At 65.4% G+C, this 19,503-nt stretch carries 9 protein-coding genes; 5 read left to right on the top strand and 4 right to left on the bottom strand.

The window, feature by feature from the left end; translation table 11 throughout:
• Positions 1 to 38 precede the first annotated feature (38 nt).
• The 4 genes from MC381_RS09300 to MC381_RS09315 form a co-directional block, all read right to left on the bottom strand.
• Positions 39 to 1,226 carry an HlyD family type I secretion periplasmic adaptor subunit gene (locus MC381_RS09300; RefSeq protein WP_251977455.1) on the bottom strand — a complete coding sequence of 396 codons (1,188 nt, stop codon included), beginning with the start codon at positions 1,224 to 1,226 and terminating at the stop codon, positions 39 to 41.
• The gene (locus tag MC381_RS09305; RefSeq protein WP_251977456.1) at positions 1,227 to 3,347 is read right to left on the bottom strand and encodes a type I secretion system permease/ATPase; all 2,121 of its coding nucleotides are present in this window, start codon (positions 3,345 to 3,347) and stop codon (positions 1,227 to 1,229) included.
• On the bottom strand, positions 3,344 to 4,654 hold the full coding sequence (locus MC381_RS09310) for a TolC family protein (protein WP_251977457.1): 1,311 nt from the start codon (positions 4,652 to 4,654) through the stop codon (positions 3,344 to 3,346). The genes MC381_RS09305 and MC381_RS09310 overlap by 4 nt, the downstream gene beginning before the upstream one ends.
• Positions 4,655 to 4,964: 310 nt before the next feature.
• Complete coding sequence (locus MC381_RS09315) at positions 4,965 to 15,620, bottom strand: Ig-like domain-containing protein (protein WP_251977458.1); 10,656 nt, start codon at positions 15,618 to 15,620, stop codon at positions 4,965 to 4,967.
• Between the two features lie 487 nt (positions 15,621 to 16,107).
• On the opposite strand from MC381_RS09315, the gene MC381_RS09320 reads away from it, so the two are divergent.
• The 5 genes from MC381_RS09320 to MC381_RS09340 all read left to right on the top strand — a co-directional run.
• Complete coding sequence (locus MC381_RS09320) at positions 16,108 to 16,734, top strand: NUDIX domain-containing protein (protein WP_251977459.1); 627 nt, start codon at positions 16,108 to 16,110, stop codon at positions 16,732 to 16,734.
• A 47-nt stretch (positions 16,735 to 16,781) separates the two neighbouring features.
• Entirely contained in the window at positions 16,782 to 17,228 is a 447-nt protein-coding gene (locus tag MC381_RS09325) for a DUF1249 domain-containing protein (protein ID WP_251977460.1), read from the top strand.
• A complete protein-coding gene (locus MC381_RS09330) occupies positions 17,228 to 17,950 on the top strand; it encodes a metallophosphoesterase (protein WP_251977461.1) in 723 nt (240 codons plus the stop codon). The genes MC381_RS09325 and MC381_RS09330 overlap by 1 nt, the downstream gene beginning before the upstream one ends.
• A gap of 211 nt (positions 17,951 to 18,161) precedes the next feature.
• Entirely contained in the window at positions 18,162 to 19,085 is a 924-nt protein-coding gene (gene cysD, locus MC381_RS09335) for a sulfate adenylyltransferase subunit CysD (protein WP_251977462.1), read from the top strand.
• A 174-nt stretch (positions 19,086 to 19,259) separates the two neighbouring features.
• The coding region (locus MC381_RS09340; protein WP_251977463.1) for a GTP-binding protein at positions 19,260 to 19,503 on the top strand (244 nt) is incomplete at its 3' end.

The raw sequence follows: 19,503 nt of genomic DNA on the forward strand, positions 1-19,503 counted from the left end.
TGGCTCAGTAGACGGAGTGGTTCAGTAGACGGAGTGGTTCAGTAGAGGTTGGCCTTCAGCAGCGGCTTGAGCAGGTAGTCGAGGACGCTGCGTTCGCCGGTCTGGATATCCACCTGCGCGACCATGCCCGGAATGATCGGCAGGGTCGCGCCGTTGTGGTTGAGCGAGCCGCTGTCGGTGCGAATGTAGACCTTGTAGTAGGACTCCGTGCCGCGCGGCGTCTCCTCCTCGATGGTATCGGCGCTGATCTGCTCGACCGTACCTTTCAGGTCCCCGTAGATGGTGTAGTCGTAGGCCGTGATCTTGACGCTGGCGGGCATGTCCGGAGCCAGGAAGGCGACATCCTGGGGCTGGATGCGCGCCTCGATCAGCAGCTGATCCTCCAGCGGAATGACCTCCATGATCGTTTCGCCGGGCGGTACCACGCCGCCTCGGGTGGTGTAGTTGATCGCGTTGATCCGACCATGCACCGGCGAGCGCAGCTCGGTGCGCTGGTACTGGTCCTGACGTTGCACCAGCACCTGCTCGAGCGAGGCGAGCTCGCCCTTCTTGTCGGTCAGTTCGGTGTAGGCATCCTGCACGTAGCTGTTCTGGATCTCGGCGCGCTTGCCGCGCAGCGAGGCAATATCCTGCTGCAGCTGCAGTTGCTCCATCTCGCTGACGGCCTGACGCTGCACCAGCGGCTGAATCAGGTTCAGGCGGCGGCTCGCCATGTCGATCTCGTGGTCGAGAGACGCCGTCGCCTCGCGCAGTTTCTCGCGGCGGGCACCGAACAGCTCGCGTTCGGACCGGGCCAGCGAGCGTTCCGGGTCGATGCTCTCGGGAAAGGCGATGCTGTCGCGTTCGAGCACCTCCGCCTGCAGTCGGGCGATGGCCGCGCGCAGCGCCACGACCTGATTCTCGGTCTCCTGGTAGGCGCTACGGAAGCGGGTACCGCTGAGCCGGACCAGCAGCTCGTCGCGGTCGACGATATCGCCCTCGCGGACCTGTAGCTCGTCGATGATGCCGCCCTCCAGGCTCTGGATCGACTGGATGCGGCTGACCGGAATCACGCGACCCTCGCCATGGGTGACCACGGCGATCTCGGCCCAGGCAGACCAGCCGACGAAGGCCAGCAGGCTCAGGATGACCGCCCAGGTGATTGGACGTGCCAGCGGATGGCGCAGATTGGCGCGCGGATCGCCCAGTTGGCGCTGTAACTCGTGATCGCTAAGCGTCGTCGCCATTCAGCGTCCCTCCCCGGTGTTGGCGACGCGATTGCCGCGCACGACCTGGTCGACGTTGCCCTGCATGGCCAGCTTGCCGTCGCGCAGGACGATAGCGTGCTCGGTCAGATCGAGCAGGGGTCGCTTGTGAGTGGAAACCACCAGCGTGCGTCCTGCCATCCACTGTTTGAGAAACGCGACCGCGCGCTTCTCGTTGGTCTGGTCGAAGGCGGCGGTGGGTTCGTCCAGCAGCACGATCCGCGGGTCCTGCAGTACCAGCCGGGCCAGCCCGATGGCTTGTCGCTGGCCGCCGGAGACGCTGGCGCCGGAGGCGATCGGCATCTCCAGACCGAGTGGATGGGTGCGCACGAAGCGCCCCAGGCCGACGCCGTCGAGGGCCTGGAAGATCTCCGCGTCGCTGTAGTGGCCGCCGTCGAGGGTCAGGTTGTCGCGCAGGGTGCCGTAGAACAGGGCGATATCCTGGGGCAGATAGCCGATCGCGTGGCGGCGATCGGCGGATTCGATCTGGGCGATATTGACCTCGTCGAGCATGACGCTGCCGCTGCTGGGGTCGATGAAGCCCGACAGCAGCCGCAGCAGCGTGGATTTGCCGGCACCATTGCCCCCTAGCAACGCGATGCGGGCGCCGGCTTCGATCTCGAGCTCCGGAATCTGCAGGGCGACGGGCCCTTCCTCGCTGTGGCGCAGGGTGACACCTTCCAGCTGATAGTGGCCCTGCAGGTGTGGCTTGCGCACGCGCTGGCCGCTGCCCTGTTCCGAGGGCGCCTGCATCAGCTCATCCAGTCCTTCGACGGCGGCCTTGACGTGCTGCCAGCGGGCCAGCAGGGCACTGGTCTGGGCCATCGGCGCGATCGCCCGCGAGCCGAGGATCGAGCAGGCAATCAGCGCGCCGATGGTCATCTCGCCGGCGCTGATCTGGTAGACGCCGGCGATGACGATGCCGACGTAGCCCAGCTGCTGCAGCAACGAGGCGGCGTGCGTGAGCGTGCCGGTGACGGAGCGCAGGCGGATGGAGGCGTTCGACAGCTGCGCCGACAGGGATTCCCACAGCGCCAGGTTGCGCCCCTCGGCGTGAGTGGCCTTGACCGTCTCCAGCTGGTCCAGCGACTCCAGCAGCACGCCGTTCTTGACCGCGCCCTCGCGCAGGTTTTCCCGCGCCAGTCGGGCCAGATAGCGCTGCAGCAGCAGTCCGGGAAGGATCATGCCGGTGATGGCCACCACCGGGACAAAGGCGACCGGGCCGCCGATGCAGGCGATCAGCAGCACGAACGGTAGGTCGCTGATCGCGCCGGCGGTGGCGGAGGTGAAGAACTCGCGTACCGCTTCGAATTCGCGGACCTGGCTGGTGAAGGCGCCGGTCGAGGCGGGGCGCGCCCCCAGGCGCATGCGCAGCGCCTGCTCGAACAGGCGCGAGGAGAGCTCGAGATCGAGGCGCTTGCCGATCACTTCCAGCAGGTGGGCGCGCAGCCCCTTGAGCACGAATTCGAGCAGCACGGCCAGGGCAACGCCACTGGCGAGCACCCACAGGGTGTCGAAGGCGGCGTTGGGTACGACGCGGTCGTAGACCTGCATCGCGAACAGCGCGGTGGAGATCGCCAGCAGGTTGGCCGCCAGGGCGGCGACGCCCACTTCGGCATAGGCGGGCAGGCAGGCCTTGAGCGGCCCCTTGAGCCAGTGCGTCGGCGCTTCGCGGGCGAAGTCGCCGGCGCGTTCGTCGGCGCGCGGCAGCGGTCTGGCGAAGATGGCGGTACCGGCGTAGAGCGCCTCCAGCGTTTCCCGCGGCATCGTCTCCTCGCCGCCGTCGGCTTCCGGCAGGGCAACACGCGCTTCGGTCGCGTCGAGCGATTCCAGCAACAGAGTGTCGCCCCCTTCGAGCAGCAGCAGGGCTGGCAGCAGGCGCGGGGAGAGACGGGCGAGCGGGCGTTCGACCACGCGTGCGCTGACTTTGGCGCGGCGCAGCGCGCGTGCGGCCTCGGTCAGCGGCAGCCGGCCGTTGGCGAGCGGCAGGCCGTCGCCCAGTTCGATGACCGAGGCGGGGCGCTCGAGGCGGCGGCAGAGCAGCACCAGCCCCTCGCGCAGCGGATCGCCGTAGCGGTCGGCGGTGGCGGCAGAGAGCGTCATGGTGTCCCTTCTCCCAGGCGGTCGATGATCAACGGACGGATCAGGCCGAGCTGTGAGGCCGCTCGGTACTGGATACGCTTCTGCTGGCTGTCGAGATCCACCAGCTGCTGTTCGGCGGTAAACGCCTGCTGGCGAATCGTCAGCAGATCGTTGACCTCTCGCCGCCCGATGGCGAACTGGTCGTCATAGACGTCGCCGACGGCTGTCGCTTCCTCGCGTTGTGTCTCGAGGGCGCTTTCGCGGTCGCGGTAGACCTCGGCATTCTCGATCAGCGTCAGCAGCGTGCGGCGGATCTCGCGGCGCTGGTCGTCGATACGAAAGCGCGCGGCTTCCAGGCGCTGGCGTGCGGCTTCGGGGCGCTGAAAGTTGGCCAGCCCCTGTAGCGTATCCATGCGCAGGCGGAAGCCGATCACCGAATCGTTCTCCAGCTCGCCGCCGATCTGGCGCCGCTGCAGCGAGCCTTCGAGATTGAGCTGGGGCTTGAGCGCGGCGCGGCTCTCTTCGAGCTCCGCCTCGGCCTGCTCGGCGGCGGCCACGGCTTGGCGGTAGCCGGGGGCACTGACGATCCAGTCGGCTAGCGTATCGCCCCGGGCCAGCTGGTCGGTGAGCCCCGCCGGCATCGGTGTTTCGAGAGCGTCGGCGTTCGCGCCGACCAGCACGCGAAACTGGGATTCCGCCTCTCGGATGTCGCCGCGGGCGGAGGCGAGATCATCCTGTGCCCGGGCCAGGTCCAGCGCCACGCGGCCGCGCTCGCTGCTATCGGCGTAGCCGCTGCTGCCGCGGTCGCGGGTGAGGTCTTCCAGGCGTGTCAGATCGTCGACGTAGGTACGCGTCACCGCCAGGCGCCGACGGGCGGCGAGTACGTCGAGATAGACCTCGACGATATCCAGGGCGGCTTCCTCCTCGGCCACGCCGAGCGCGCGTCGGGTCTCGCGCTGGGCGGCCGTGGCCTGGGCCACTCGGCTGTCGACGCGCCCCCAGTCGTAGAGCATCTGCCGGGCGGAGACGTCGTAACCGAGATCCTCGAACGGGAACTCCTCCGGCCCGGCGGAGAGATCGACCTCCGGGAAATAGCCCCATTCGGCGATATCCACCTCGGTGCCGGCACTCTCGGCGTCGGCGATGGCGGCGCGCACCGCGGGGTGGATCATGAGTCCGCGACGCACGGCTTCCGCCAGTGAGAGCGGGTCTGCCTCGACGGGCGGTGTCGAGGTGTCATTGTCGAGGTTGTCGGCTCGACTATCGTCGAGGTCGTTGGCTCGACTATCCGGCGATTGCCAGGCCACCGCCGGTAGCTGGGTGCGCATGGGTGACTCGGCCGATGATGTTGACTCGCTGGCAGGACGCGCCATAAGGGGACCAGATGGCGTGTGCCGTTCGACCGCTGACCACCAGCCGGAGGTTTCGGTGGCGGCGTTGGCCGCCTCTATCGTCAAGACGAACCCTATCGTCGAGGCGAACCCTATCGTCGAGGCGAACACCGTAGATGTGCCCATGAGCGCCTTCCATCCGCTTCGTCTGATGTCGTAAATGGCAGCGATCCTTGTATCGTGGTCTGCGGTCTCCCTGGCGGCGGCCAATGGCCGCCGCCGTCGATGCTGGCGCGAGTCGGCCGGTTCAGGTTTCCACGGCGACCGTGTTCTGCTCGACCTGCAGCGTCGTGTCGCCGAAGGTGTACTGGTCGTAGACGGTGCCACCGAGCGAGAGGCTGCCGTCCAGCGTGGCGCCCTGAACATTGAGCGTGTCCTGCTCGTCGCCGGTTACCTGCAGCAAGTTGTCCTCGTCGGTCATGGCGCTGACGTCCTCGGCGCTGAGCGTTGCCGTGCTGTTGCCATCACCGCGGCCCAGGTCGAGCCGCTCGATGTTGCTGATGGATCCGAGCGCGTCATTGACCAGGTCGAGATCGATGCCGCCGTCGAGCAGCAAGGTATCGAAGCCGTCCCCCCCGTCGATGGCGGCGAATCCGGTGCCGCTGGTCACCATCAGGTCATCACCGGCGCCACCGTTGAAGGTGTCGGCGCCGTTGCCGTCGATCAGCAGGTCATTGCCGGCGCCGCCGTTCAGCATGTCGTCGCCGGCCCCGCCGCGCAGCAGGTCGTTGCCGTCACCGCCATTCAGCGTGTCGTTACCGGCGTAGCCGTAGAGGCGTTGGCTGGCGGTCTCGCTGCTATCGCCAAGCGTATCGTTGGCGGTGGTGCCCTCGATGAGGTTGTCGTTTTCGCCGAGCAGCGTGTTCAGGGCGTCGATATCGGCCAGGTCACCGAGCGAGTCGGTCGCGCTGCGGCCGTCGCTGTCAGTGGCGGTGATGGTCGTCGCGTCGAGCAGCGCGAGCTGCAGGTTGGCATCGAGCCCGAGCACGCCGTCGGTATCGGCAAAGACGATCGTGGCGAGCAGCTCGTTGACCGCGAGGTTATCCATCGTGCCGCCGTCGGCAGCAGTGAGGGTCACACTGGCGGAAGGCGCCACCAGCCCCAGCAGCCCGGGGTCGCTGTCGAAGGTCAGGCTCAGCCCCAGTTCATCCGCCATTGCCTGGGAGGCCGTGAACTCGAGCGCGGTGAGGTTGACGCCCAGCAGCGGCCGGTAGGCGATCGTGATCGATTGCAGGTTGCCGTCCGCATCGGCGGCAAAGAAGTCCTGATCGTTGAAGTCGATCAGGCCGAGCAGGTCGACCCCGGCGATCCCCAGCAGCGAAGCCGAATTGGCCTGGACGACCGGGGCGACATTGTCGGGATTCGGGGGTGGTGTCGGTTCGCCGGTGCTGTCGAACTCGGCGCTGGTGCCGGCGGTGTCGCCGTCGTTGTCCGAGATGACCGCGTCGACCTCGGTCGAGACGCTGCCGGAAAGGTCCGTATCGGCGGAGGCGTCGTCGACGATCAGGTTGCCGTTGGTCAACAGGCTTTCGATGATCGCGGTATCCGTCGCTCCGGCGGCGGTCAGGTCGACGCCCGTCAAGGTAATGGTCTGGTCGGCCTGGGCCTGCTTGTCAGCCGCGCTGTCGCCGCTGGCGAAGGCGCCGGTGCTGCTGATATAGATCACCGTGGCGCCGGCGAGGAGCGCGAAATGCAGGTAGTTGCTCAGGTTGCCGGCGTTGCGCCCGATCCGGCCTTCACCCTGCAGCAGGTTGCCGAGATCGAGGATGTCCCCGCCTGACGACACGCGGCTGGCGTTGAAGTCGGTGATGGTATCCGCGGCAGGCGACCCCACGCTGCCCTGGTGGCCCTCTTCCCAGCGGAAGACGTCGTTGCCCGTTCCACCAGTCAAGATGTCGTTGCCGGCCCCACCGATCAGCAGGTCGTTACCGCTGCCCCCATTCAGCGTGTCGTTGCCGGCGCCGCCGCGCAGCAGGTCGTTGCCTTCTCCGCCGTTCAGCGTGTCATTGCCGCCGTAGCCGTAGAGGCGATCATCGCCTGTGGTGCCGGTGATGGCGTCCTCGCTATCTGTTCCTTCGAGCAGATAGTCGGGTGCCTCGCTGCTAAGCAATCCCTCGAGCAGGTTCAGGTCGGCCAAGTCGCTGCTGGAGGCCGTGCTTGTCACTCCGCGGGCGTCTTCTGCTTCGATGGTCCAAGTACCCAGGAGTGAGAGATCCAAGGTTCCGCCGTTGAAGTAGATCGAGCCGAGAAACTCATTCAGTTTCTGGTTATCTATCGTCCCTCCATCTGTGGCGGTGATCGTGATTGACGCCGAGTTGTCCAGGAGTGTTAATCCGTTGTCGTTGTCGAAGGTGATACCCAGGCTCTCGGCTAGGTCCGTCGACGCGGAGAACATCCCGGCGTCATCGCTGAGTCCAAGCAGGTTAGTCAGCTGACTCAGGCTCAGCGAGACACCAGAGAGGGAGATCGTGACCTGAGTGATGTCGTTATTCGCATCGGTTGCGCCAAAAGCTTGCTGTTGGCTGAGATCTATGACGCCCAGCGCGTCGGCTCCCACCAACCCCAGTAACGAGCTATCGGTACCCAGGTTTGCCTCAGGAGCGACCTCTTCCTCCGGATCGAGCAGATTGGCGCCGGAGGCATCGTAGTCGTACTCACCGGTCAGCATATTGACGGTCAGCGTCTCGCCCTTGACGGTCCGGATCGTCAGGTCCCCGGTGGCGCTGTTGTAATCGCTCTCCTCGAAAGCCACGACCAGTTCGGAGCTGCCCGTCGCCGATACGCTGTCGGCATCCGGGTCATAGTTGAAGGTGTAGCCATCGATGGTGAGCTGCGAGACATGGCCGCCATCGGCGCCGTAGCTCTCGACGAAGCTGCCGGAAGCCGTGGCCGCGTCGGTGTCGATCTCGAAGAAGGCGGGCTGCGCGGCAACCGGCACATCATCAGTGAGGTTGATCGTCAGTTCGGCGGTGCTGGCGTTGCCTAGCCCATCGGTCGCCGTCACATCAAAGCCGAGTGCCAGCAGATCGGCACCGGCCAGCGGATGGTCGAGGGCTTGTGATTGCGTAAAGGTATAGGCACCGGCCGTGCCGACGGTCAGCGTGGCGACCGTGGTGCCGTTGGCGGTGCCGGTCAGGGTATAGGTGTCGTTGCTGAAGCTGCCGCTCCAGGTGACGCCAACGCCCCCGGCCGTGACGCCCTCGGGGCCCGTGACGGAGATCGATTCGACGCCGGTGCCGCTGTCGTCGACGGCCAGCGTACCGGATACCGTCGTGCCCAGATCCGCTTCGCTGGCGCTGGCCGTGGCGTCGTCGATCGTGGGCGGCGCGGTATCCAGCACGCTGGTGTCAGTCACCGTACCGGTATTGCCGGCGGCGTCGGTGATCGAGAGGGTGGCGGTCAGCGGGCCGTCGGCCAGCCCACTCAGATCCTGCGCGGCCACACTGACGTTGCCGTTAGCATCGACCGTGATGTCGGCGGTGGCGACAACGACACTGCCACCGGCACCGTCGCTGATGGTCAGCCCCGTCACGCTGGCACCGCTCTCGATCTCGCCGCTCAGCGTGACGCTGGTGGCTTCGTCGGCGCTCAGGATCGCGTCACCGCCGTCGTTGAACTCGATGCTGTTGAAGCCGTCGCCGTTGTCCGGCGCGATCGCGTCAACGATCGCCGTGGCTTCGGGGCTGGTGTTGCCGGCCGCATCGGTGGCGGTGACATTGACCTCGGTGCCGTCGGTCAGCGCCGGATCGGGCGTGTAGGTCCAGGCACCGGTATCGGGATCGGTCGCGATATCCTCGGCGATGACGTTACCGTCAGCATCGGTCAGCGTGATCGTGCTGCCGGGCTCGGCGGTACCGTCGATCGTGTCGCCGTTGGTCGGTTCGATGACCGGGGCTGCCGGGGCGGCGGTATCCAGCGTCAGCGTAAAGCTCGGGCTCGCCGGCGAGACATTGCCGGCCGCATCGGTCGCCGTCGCGGTGAAGACCGTATCGCCGTCGGGCAGGGCGTCCGGCGTGAACGTCCAGTTGCCGTCGCCATCGGCAGTCGCGGTGCCGATGGCCGCGCCACCGGCCAGGACCGTGACCGTGGCGTTGGCCTCGGCCGTGCCGTTCAGCGTCGGCGTGGCATCGTTGGTGCTGTCGCCGTCGGCCAGCGTGCCGGTCGGGTCGACATCGTCGGTGGCGCTGACGATGGCCGGCGCTGCCGGGTCGCTGACATCGACCGTCACCGGGCCGAGATTGCCGACGTCGCTGAGATTGCCGGCAGCATCGGTCTGGCGGACCTGCACATCGCCATCGGCGTAGTCGCCTTCATCCAGCTCGAAGCTGGTGCCGCTGCCGGCACTCCAGGTCGTGCCGCCGTCGGTGGAGTACTCCCAGGTGGCACCGTCTTCGAGGCCGCCGACGTTGACGGTGGCATCGCTGGTGATGCCGTCGGCATTATCGACGCCAGTATCCGTCGCGAGCGTCGCGGTGGGCGCCGCCGGCGCGGTGGCATCGAGCGTGGTGGTGTCGGTGACCGTGCCGGTATTGCCGGCGGCGTCGGTGATCGAGAGGGTGGCGGTCAGCGGGCCGTCGGCCAGCCCACTCAGATCCTGCGCGGCGACGCTGACGTTGCCGTTAGCATCGACCGTGATGTCGGCGGTGGCGACAACGACACTGCCACCGGCACCGTCGCTGATGGTCAGCCCCGTCACGCTGGCACCGCTCTCGATCTCGCCGCTCAGCGTGACGCTGGTGGCTTCGTCGGCGCTCAGGATCGCGTCGCCACCGTCGTTGAACTCGATGCTGTTGAAGCCGTCGCCGTTGTCCGGCGCGGTTGCATCAACGATCGCCGTGGCTTCGGGGCTGGTGTTGCCGGCCGTATCGGTGGCGGTGGCATTGACCTCGGTGCCGTCGTCGAGCGGTGCGCCTGGTGTCACGCTCCAGTTGCCGTCGCCGTCGACCAGCACCGGATCAGCGATCGGATCGCCGTTACCGTCGGTCAGCGTGATCGTGCTGCCGGGCTCGGCGGTACCGTCGATCGTGTCGCCGTTGGTCGGTTCGATCGTCGGCGTCGCCGGAGCGGCGGTATCCAGCGTCAGCGTAAAGCTCGGGCTTGCCGGCGAGACATTGCCGGCCGCGTCGGTCGCCGTCGCGGTGAAGACCGCATCGCCTTCGGGCAGGGCGTCCGGCGTGAACGTCCAGTTGCCGTCGCCATCGGCAGTCGCGGTGCCGATGGCCGCGCCGCCGGCCAGGACCGTGACCGTGGCGTTGGCCTCGGCCGTGCCGTTCAGCGTCGGCGTAGCATCGTTGGTGCTGTCGCCGTCGGCCAGCGTGCCGGTCGGGTCGACATCGTCGGTGGCGCTGACGATGGCCGGCGCTACCGGGTCGCTGACATCGACCGTCACCGGGCCGAGATTGCCGACGTCGCTGAGATTGCCGGCAGCATCGGTCTGGCGGACCTGCACATCGCCATCGGCGTAGTCGCCTTCATCCAGCTCGAAGCTGGTGCCGCTGCCGGTGCTCCAGGTCGTGCCGCCGTCGGTGGAGTACTCCCAGGTGGCACCGTCTTCGAGGCCGCCGACGTTAACGGTGGCATCGCTGGTGAGGCCGTCACCGATCGTCCCCGTATCCGTTGCCAACGTGGGCGCCGGCGCTGTCGGATTCACGGTGTCGATCGTCAGCGAGAAACCGGCGCTGGTCCCGGAGAGGTTGCCGGCGGCGTCGGCCGCGGTGGCCGTGAAAGTCGTGTCGCCGTCGCCGAAGGCGTCTTCAGGAGCGGGGGTGAATGTCCAGTTGCCATCGCCGTCGGCGGTGGTGGTGCCGACGGCCGTGCCGCCGGCCAGTATCGTGACCGTGGCGTTGGCTTCGGCGGTGCCGTTCAGCGTCGGCGTGGCATCGTTGGTGCTGTCGCCGTCGGCCAGCGTGCCGGTCGGGTCGACGTCGTCCGTGGCGCTATCGATGGTCGGGGCGTCGGGCGTAAGCGTGTCCACGGTCAGCGTGAACGGATCACTGCTGTCGGAGGTATTGTTGTTGGCATCCGTCGCCGTGGCGGTGAAGACGGCATTGCCGTCTTCCAGGGCGGTCGAGACGGTGTAGGACCAGTTCCCCTGACTATCGGCGGTCACCGTAGCCAGCGGGGCACCATTGAGAGAGAGCGCAACGGTGCTACCGGCTTCCGCCATGCCTTGCAGGACGGGCAGGGTATCGTTGGTGGTGTCACCGTCGGCCAGATTGCCGGTCTGCGGGTCGACATCGTCGACCGCGAGCTCGATGGTCGGTGCGGCCGGGGGCGTCACGTCGTTGAGATCCGCGTCCACCTGGGTATCGGTTGACGGTCCGGTGTTGCCCGCCGCATCCGTCGCCGTGGCGCTGATCGTGGCGCCATCGGCAACCGGATCTGCCGGCGAGAACGACCAGTTGCCCTCGGCACCTGCCGTGGTGGTGCCGAGTTCACCATCGGGGCCGGTCAACGTTATCGTGGCGCCGGCTTCGGCGGTTCCGGTGATCAGGGTGCCATCGGTATCGTTTAGCGTGGGCGCATCCGGGGCCGCGGTGTCGACGGTCAGCACGAAGGGCGGACTTAGCGGGGACACATTGCCGGCCGTATCGGTGGCGCGGGCGGTGAAGGTATGATCGCCATCCGCTAGCGCCGCCGTCGTGAACGTCCAATTGCCGTCAACATCGGCGGTAATGATGTCGGGAAGCGCCGCGCCATCGACGTAGAGCGTAATCGTCGCATTGGCATCCGCGGTCCCGTTGAGCGTCGGGGTGCCGTCGTTGGTGCTGTCGCCATCGGCCAGCGTCCCGGCCGGGTCGACATCATCGGTCGCCTCGGTGATGCTTGGCACGGCCGGATCGGTGCGGTCGACAGTGACCGGGCCGAGACTACCGATGGCGCTGGTGTTGCCGGCCACGTCGGTCTGACGAACCTGAATATCGCCGTCTTCGTAGCTCGCCTCATTGAGTTCGAAGCGGTTGCCGCTGCCGGTGATCCAGGTCGTGCCGCCGTCGGTGGAATACTCCCAGGTAGCACCCGCTTCGAGGCCGCCAACGTCGACGGTGGCATCGCTGGTGATGCCATCGGCGTTATCGATGCCGGTATCGGTCGCGAGAGACGGCGTGGGCGCCGCCGGCGCACTCTGATCGACGACGACGGCACCAAGGTCGGTAATGCCGCTCAGATTGCCGGCGACGTCGGCCTGGCGGACCTGTATGGCGCCCTCGGCATAGGTGCCGGCCGCCAGGTCGAAGCTGTTGCCCGAGCCGTCGATCCAGGTGTCGCCCCCATCCACGCTGTACTGCCAGGTCGCGTTGACCTCGAGACCGCTGACCGTGACCGTGCCATCGTTGGTAATGCCGTCGTCATTGGTCGCGCCGGTGTCGTTGGTGAGGGTGGCGACAGGCGCCGTGGGGCTACTGATATCGACGGTCACCGGGCCAAGATTGCCGACCTCGCTGAGATTGCCGGCGGCGTCGGTCTGGCGGACCTGGACGGTGCCATCGGCGTAGTCGTTCTCGTCCAGCTCGAAGCTGCTGCCGCTGCCGGCGGTCCAGGTCGTGCCGCCGTCGGTGGAGTACTCCCAGGTGGCGCCTTCTTCGAGGTTGCCGACGTTGACGGTGGCATCGCTGGTGATGCCGTCGGCGTCATCGACGCCGGTATCGGCCGCGAGCGTTGCGGTGGGCGTGGCCGGGGCGGTCGCATCGAGCGTGGTGGTATCGGTGACCGTGCCGGTGTTGCCAGCGGCATCGGTGACCGAGAGGGTGGCGGTCAGCTCCCCGTCGGCCAGCCCACTCAGATCCTGCGCGGCGACGCTGACGTTACCGTCGGCGTCGACGGTAATGTCCGCGAGAGCCACATCGACGCTGCCACCGGCACCATCGCTGATGGTCAGCCCTTCGACGCTAGCCCCGCTTTCGATGCGGCCGGTTAGCGTCACGCTGCTGGCTTCACCGGCGCTCAAGATCGCGTCGCCGCCGTCGTTGAACAGGAGACTGTTGAAGCCGTCGCCGTTGTCCGGCGCGGTGGCGTCAACGATCGCCGTGGCTTCGGGGCTGGTGTTGCCGGCCGCATCGGTGGCGGTGGCATTGACCTCGGTGCCGTCGGTCAGCGCCGGATCGGGCGTGTAGGTCCAGGCACCGGTATCGGGGTCTGTCGCGATATCCTCGGCGATGACGTTACCGTCAGCGTCGGTCAGCGTCACCGTACTGCCGGGCTCGGCGGTGCCGTCGATCGTCTCGCCATTGGTCGGTTCGATGACCGGGGCTGCCGGGGCGGTGGTGTCGAAGGTGAGCGTAAAGGTTGGGCTCGTCGGGGAGACATTGCCGGCCGCGTCGGTCGCCGTCGCGGTGAAGTCGGTCTCACCACCGGTCAGCTGGTCGCCTTCATCCGTGGCGAACTGCCAATCGCCATTGGCGTCGGCGGTGACCGAGCCCAGTTCCCGGCCATCGGCGAAGACCGTGACGATGGCATTGGCCTCGGCCGTGCCGACCAGTGTCGGCGTGATGTCGTTCGAGGGATCGCCGTTGTCGATAGGGCCGGCGGGGGGCACATCATCCTCGGCCCCATCGATGACCGGCGCCTCGGGCGCACTGATATCGATGGTCACCGGGCCAAGATTGCCGACCTCGCTGAGATTGCCGGCGGCGTCGGTCTGGCGGACCTGGACCGTGCCATCGGCGTAGTCGTTCTCGTCCAGCTCGAAGCTGCTGCCGCTGCCGGCCGTCCAGGTCGTGCCGCCGTCGGTGGAGTACTCCCAGGTGGCGCCTTCTTCGAGGTTGCCGACGTTGACGGTGGCATCGCTGGTGATGCCGTCGGCGTCATCGACGCCGGTATCGGCCGCGAGCGTTGCGGTGGGCGTGGCCGGGGCGGTCGCATCGAGCGTGGTGGTATCGGTGACCGTGCCGGTGTTGCCAGCGGCATCGGTGACCGAGAGGGTGGCGGTCAGCTCCCCGTCGGCCAGCCCACTCAGATCCTGCGCGGCGACGCTGACGTTGCCGTTGGCATCGACCGTGATATCCGCGGTATCGACAACCACACTGCCGCCGGCGCTATCGCTGATGGTCAGCCCTTCGACGCTGGCCCCGCTTTCGATGCGGCCGGTTAGCGTCACGCTGCCGACTTCGTCGGCGCTCAGGATCGCGTCGCCGCCGTCGTCGAACAGGATGCGGTTGTCATCAGCGTTGGGTGCCGAGGCATCCAGTGTCAGCGTGAAGCCTGGGCTTGCGGGCGAGACATTGCCGGCGGCGTCCGTCGCGGTGGCGGTAAAGGTAACGTCGCTTTCATCGAGAGGATCCGGTGTGAAGGTCCAATTGCCGTCGCCATCGGCGGTCACACTGCCGATCACGGTGCCGTCGGCCGAAATGGTGACCGTGCTGTTGGCTTCGGCGGTGCCGTTTAGCGTCGGCGTTCTATCGTTGGTTGCCTCACCGTCGGCCAGGGTGCCGGTCGGGTCGACGTCGTCCGTGGCGCTGTCGATGGTCGGTACATCGGGCGGTACGGTATCCACGTTGAGGGCGTAACTGTTACTCGGCGCGGACTCCAGGCCATTGGGATCGGTAGAGGTAGCGCGGAACGTCCTCGTCCCATCCAGCAGGCGAGTATCGATGCGTAAACTCCAGCTACCGAAGTTGTCGGCCTGCGTCTCGCCGATCATGACGTCGTCCGCCCAGACCTGTACCAGGTTCGTCGCCTCGGCCGTGCCTTGCAGGGTGGGATTCGGGTCGTTGGTGATGCCGCCATCCTCGACTTCCCCGGTCACCGGCTCGGTGGCGTCGATGGACGTGATGATGACCGGTTCGGCGGGTGGCAGCGTATCTTCCAGGTCGGCGTCGACCGTGGCAGTGCTGGATGGACTCGTATTGCCCGCCGCATCGTTCGCTACGGCTGTGAAGGTGCTGCCGTCCCCCAGCGGCGTGTCGGGGGCGTAGGACCAATTGCCGTTGGGGTCTGCCGTGACGCTGGCCAAGGTGCCGTCATCATTGCTCAGCGTGACACTGCTGCCAGGCTCGGCCGTGCCCGTGAGAATGTCACCATCGGTCGGGTTGAGCGTGGGGGCGGCGGGAGACGCGAGATCGACCGTCACCGGACCGAGTGAAGATGTTGGCCCGGTGTTGCCGGCGGCATCGGTCTGGCGTACCTGCACCTCGCCATCGGCGTAGTCGCCTTCGTTCAGCTCGAAGCTATTGCCCGATCCCGCCTGCCAGGTAGCGCCGCCGTCGGCGGAGTACTCCCAGGTGGCACCGGCTTCGAGATTGCCGACATTGACGGTGGCGTCATTGGTGATGCCATCGGTGTCGTCGTTGCCCGTGTCGGCGGCCAGTGCGATGGAAGGAGATGCAGGTGGCGTCGTATCTCCATTATCGTCGCCGCCGTCATCGCCGCCGTCATCGCCGCCGTCATCGCCGCCGTCATCGCCGTTGTCAACGGGCGGCGGCGTCCCATCGTCACCTCCGCCTCCTCCGCCGCCACCCCCTCCGGCTACCGCACCGGCTGCGAGTACGCCGCCGCCGATAGCGGCCCAGCCCAACGGGGAGATCCCGAAGTCGCTACCGCCTTGGGTAGCCGCTGCCTCGAAGACACCGAACTGCTCTTGCGGAATGTAGTCGACCGGTACGACGCCGCCGCTGGTGGAGCCAAGATCGGCCCAGATGAGTTCCTGGTCCTCACCGGTGAGATACAGCTGGCTGGTGGCTCCTCCATCGACCTCGTAGAAGTCCGTGATGCGTATGATCTGGCCGTCGGTCGTCTGCACCAGAAGGTCGTCGCCATCCCTTGTCATCGCCTGAACGGTGTCGGGAGAGAGGCTCAACAGCACATGGCGGGGCTGGGACAGTTCAATGACGCCGTTGGTGGACAGCGCCTGAGCGGGTGCGTCCACCACGTTTTCATTGGGGGCACTGATCTTGAAGGAAATGGCCATGATGACGCCTCCCGAAAGTAACAGATTAGATACAAGGCGATAGGTATTTGAATCTCTGTTTACTCAAATCGCCTGAAATCTCCAATGTTTTTCAGGGATAGGGGAGCGAGCATTTTATTGCAATATGTAATTTGGTGGTTTTCTTTTCTAATTGTGTCTGATTATTTTTACCCTTTTATATCAATGGCTTGTGATTCTTCATCTTTGGTTTGTCATCCTCTGGAAAAGAGGATTCTAAGTAAAATTAATATTATTTTAAATATATATACCTTTAAATTGTCATAGGTTGTCGCTAAGTGGTTGTGTGACAACAAGTCTCGATAGGAAAAGACGTTATCTCTTTGTTGGAACTGCTAGAAAAGTCCGCCTCGTACCGATCGAAATTTCCTCCGATTGCGCGGGAAAAGACGAAAAGGCGGCCCGGCGCCGGTTGGAATTGCTGCGAGGCATCGCAATAATGAGAATTCAAACGGCAGGGAGCCCTCGCATGACGGCACGGATCGATCCGCTTCAACGCTACGGCGCCGCCGACCTGGAGAGAATCGAGGATCGAGCGCTTTACTCCGGCTTTTTCGATTTGCAGCTTCGGCGTTTCCGCCATCGTCGTTTCGATGGCGAGTGGAGCGAGGCGGTCGATCGGGAAGTGCATGTTCGTCGGGACGCGGTCGGCGTACTACTCTACGATCCGGACCGGGACCAGGTTGTACTAGTCGAGCAGGTTCGGGCGGGGGCGCTCGAGGACTGCACATCGCCCTGGAAACTGGAGCCGGTTGCCGGCCTGGTGGAGCCTGGCGAGACAGCGGCCGAGGTGGCTCGGCGCGAGGCGCTCGAGGAGGCAGGCTGCGAGATCCGAGAGCTGATCGAGCTCCACACCTACTACCCCAGCCCCGGCGCCTGCTCCGAGCAGGTCACGCTGTTCTGTGGTTTGATCGATAGCCGCGGCGCAGGTGGCGTGCATGGTCTGGAGGAAGAACACGAGGATATTCTGGTTCATGCGATCCCGTTCCCGGAAGCCTGGGACCGGTTGATGGCGGGCCAGTTGGATAACGCCATGGCGTTGATCGGCTTCTACTGGCTGTCGCGTGAGCGCGCGGCGCTGAGAGTCGGTGCCTAGCGCAGCCATTATGTGGTGCGCTCGACGTCATGTGCCAGGAGAGACGAATGGTAAAGACTGCATACGTTACCGATCTCAAGACGCTGCAGGCAGAGTGCAGCGGCAACTACCTTCGGTTGTGCCGGCTGGTCATGGATATGGCGCCGGGCGAGTTGAAGGAGGTGCCGCTCGCCGGAGAGCACGCGCGTTTTGGTACGCTCTGGCTGGAGGTGCTGGAACAGGCACCCTACACAACGATAGCCCGTGTCTCGCAGACCGGTGTGCTGGATGGGTTTATCGACTCCCCGCGCATGACCGTGCACCTGTACCACGACGCCAATATGGCAGAGGTGACGGGATTTCAGCGTCAGCGCCATTTTCAGGGGCGCTACCGTTACCCCAACCCGCATATGCACCAGCCTGACGAGAAGCTGCAGCTCAATCGGTTTCTCGGTGAGTGGCTCCAGCACGGACTGGCCCACGGGCACGCTGCCAACGTACCGGAAACGCCCTGATGCGCTTGATTCAGGTCACCGACTGCCATCTGCTGGCGGACCCGAAAGGGCGTTCGCGCAAGGGCTATCCGCTACATCAGTTACGTGCCGTACTGGCGCAGGCCAGAGCGCTCAGGCCGGACATGCTGCTGGTAACCGGCGATATTGCCGAAGACGAGACATCCGCCGCCTATCGCCACGCCTATCATGCGCTAGCCGAGGTGGGGGCACCGTGGTTCTGGCTTCCTGGCAACCATGATCAGCCCGAATTGATGGACGAGTGGCAGCCTTGTCTCGATGAGCTGGATCTCGGGGCCTGGCGCGTACTGTTGCTGAATACCCGTTTGAGCGGCCAGCCCGGCGGCGAGGTGGGGCGCGAGCAGTTACAGCAGCTGGCCGAACAGCTCGAGCGCGATGAACGGCCGACGCTGATCGCGCTACATCACCCGCCTGTGCCAGTCGGTTCCGTATGGATGGACGCGATTGGTCTCGCCGACCGCGATGCGCTCTGGCAAACCCTGGCCCCCTATCCTCAAGTGCGGGCGCTTTTATGTGGTCATATTCATCAGGCCTTTGCGGCCTGGGAAGGCATGGTTGCCGTCTATGGTTGTCCCTCGACCTCGGATCAGTTCCTTCCCGGCAGTCACGAGTTCGCCGTCGACGAAGCGGCGCGCCCCGGGTTCCGAGTTATCGATCTGAAAGGGGATGACATGACCACCTGGATCGAGCGTGTCGAGCTCTAGGGATGTTGAGTGATATAACCAGAAGCACTTTTTGGATCATCTTTGATTCTTTGACGTTATTACCGCTGTCTCGCTAGGGTAAATGGCTTTATACCGGGTCGCGCCAGGCATCGCGGCTTGAGGCTTTAGACTTCGCTCGCGTGCTCGAGGACTCGGTAGATCCCATTTCGTTACCGGCTGGCATCACGCCAGCGACCGTGAGATAGCGCCCATGACAGCTCCTCCCCTCAGTGCCCAGCGCCAGACCCACTTGAAGCAGCTCGAAGCCGAGTCGATTCACATCATCCGCGAAGTGGCGGCCGAGTTCGGCAACCCGGTGATGCTCTACTCGATCGGCAAGGACTCCTCGGTGATGCTGCATCTGGCGCGCAAGGCCTTCTATCCCGGGTCGCCGCCGTTCCCGCTGATGCACGTCAACACCACCTGGAAGTTCAAGGAGATGATCGAGTTCCGCGACCGCATGGCGGCGGACGTGGGCATGGAGCTGATCGAGCATATCAACGAGGAAGGGCGTGCCGCCGGCATCAACCCGTTCGATCACGGCAGCGCCAAGTACACCGACATCATGAAGACCCAGTCGCTCAAGCAGGCGCTGGACAAGTATGGCTTCGATGCCGCCTTCGGCGGGGCGCGCCGCGACGAGGAAGCCTCTCGCGCCAAGGAGCGCGTCTACTCCTTCCGCGACAAGCATCACCGCTGGGACCCCAAGAACCAGCGCCCGGAGCTGTGGAATCTCTACAACGGCAAGGTCAACAAGGGCGAGTCGATCCGCGTCTTTCCGCTCTCCAACTGGACCGAACTGGATATCTGGCAGTACATCTACCTCGAATCGATCCCCATCGTGCCGCTCTACTACTCCGCGCCGCGTCCGGTGGTCGAGCGCGACGGCATGCTGGTGATGGTCGACGACGAGCGCCTGCCGCTGGAACCGGGCGAAGTGCCGGAAGAGAAGTGGGTGCGCTTCCGTACGTTGGGCTGCTATCCGCTGACCGGTGCGGTGGAGTCGGAAGCGGCGACGCTGCCGGAGATCATCCAGGAGATGCTGCTGACCCGTACCTCGGAGCGCAGCGGCCGCGCCATCGACAAGGATCAGGTGGGCAGCATGGAAAAGAAAAAACGCGAGGGGTACTTCTAGCCGCTGGCTACCACTCGCTGCGCTCGGCCATACGGCGTTAACAATCAGCTCAAAATGCTCATTTACCCCAGTAAACTCCGCCTTTCCGCTGATTTTTCCCTATCTGGCCATCGCTCGCTAAGTGAGTGCTCAGCGCCTGCGCCCCTGTTCATCGCATTGTAAGGAAACCAGACAATGTCTCACCAGTCCGGCCTGATCTCGGAAAACATCGAAGCCTATCTCAAGGAGCACGAGAACAAGGATCTCCTGCGCTTCATCACCTGCGGCAGCGTCGACGATGGCAAGTCGACCCTGATTGGACGGCTGCTGCACGACTCCAAGATGATCTACGAAGATCAGCTTGCCGCCATCACCCAGGCCTCGAAGTCCAGCGGCACCACCGGCGACAAGGTCGACCTGGCGCTGCTGGTCGACGGCC

Source organism: Salinicola avicenniae (assembly GCF_023736115.1).
Lineage (GTDB): Bacteria > Pseudomonadota > Gammaproteobacteria > Pseudomonadales > Halomonadaceae > Salinicola > Salinicola avicenniae.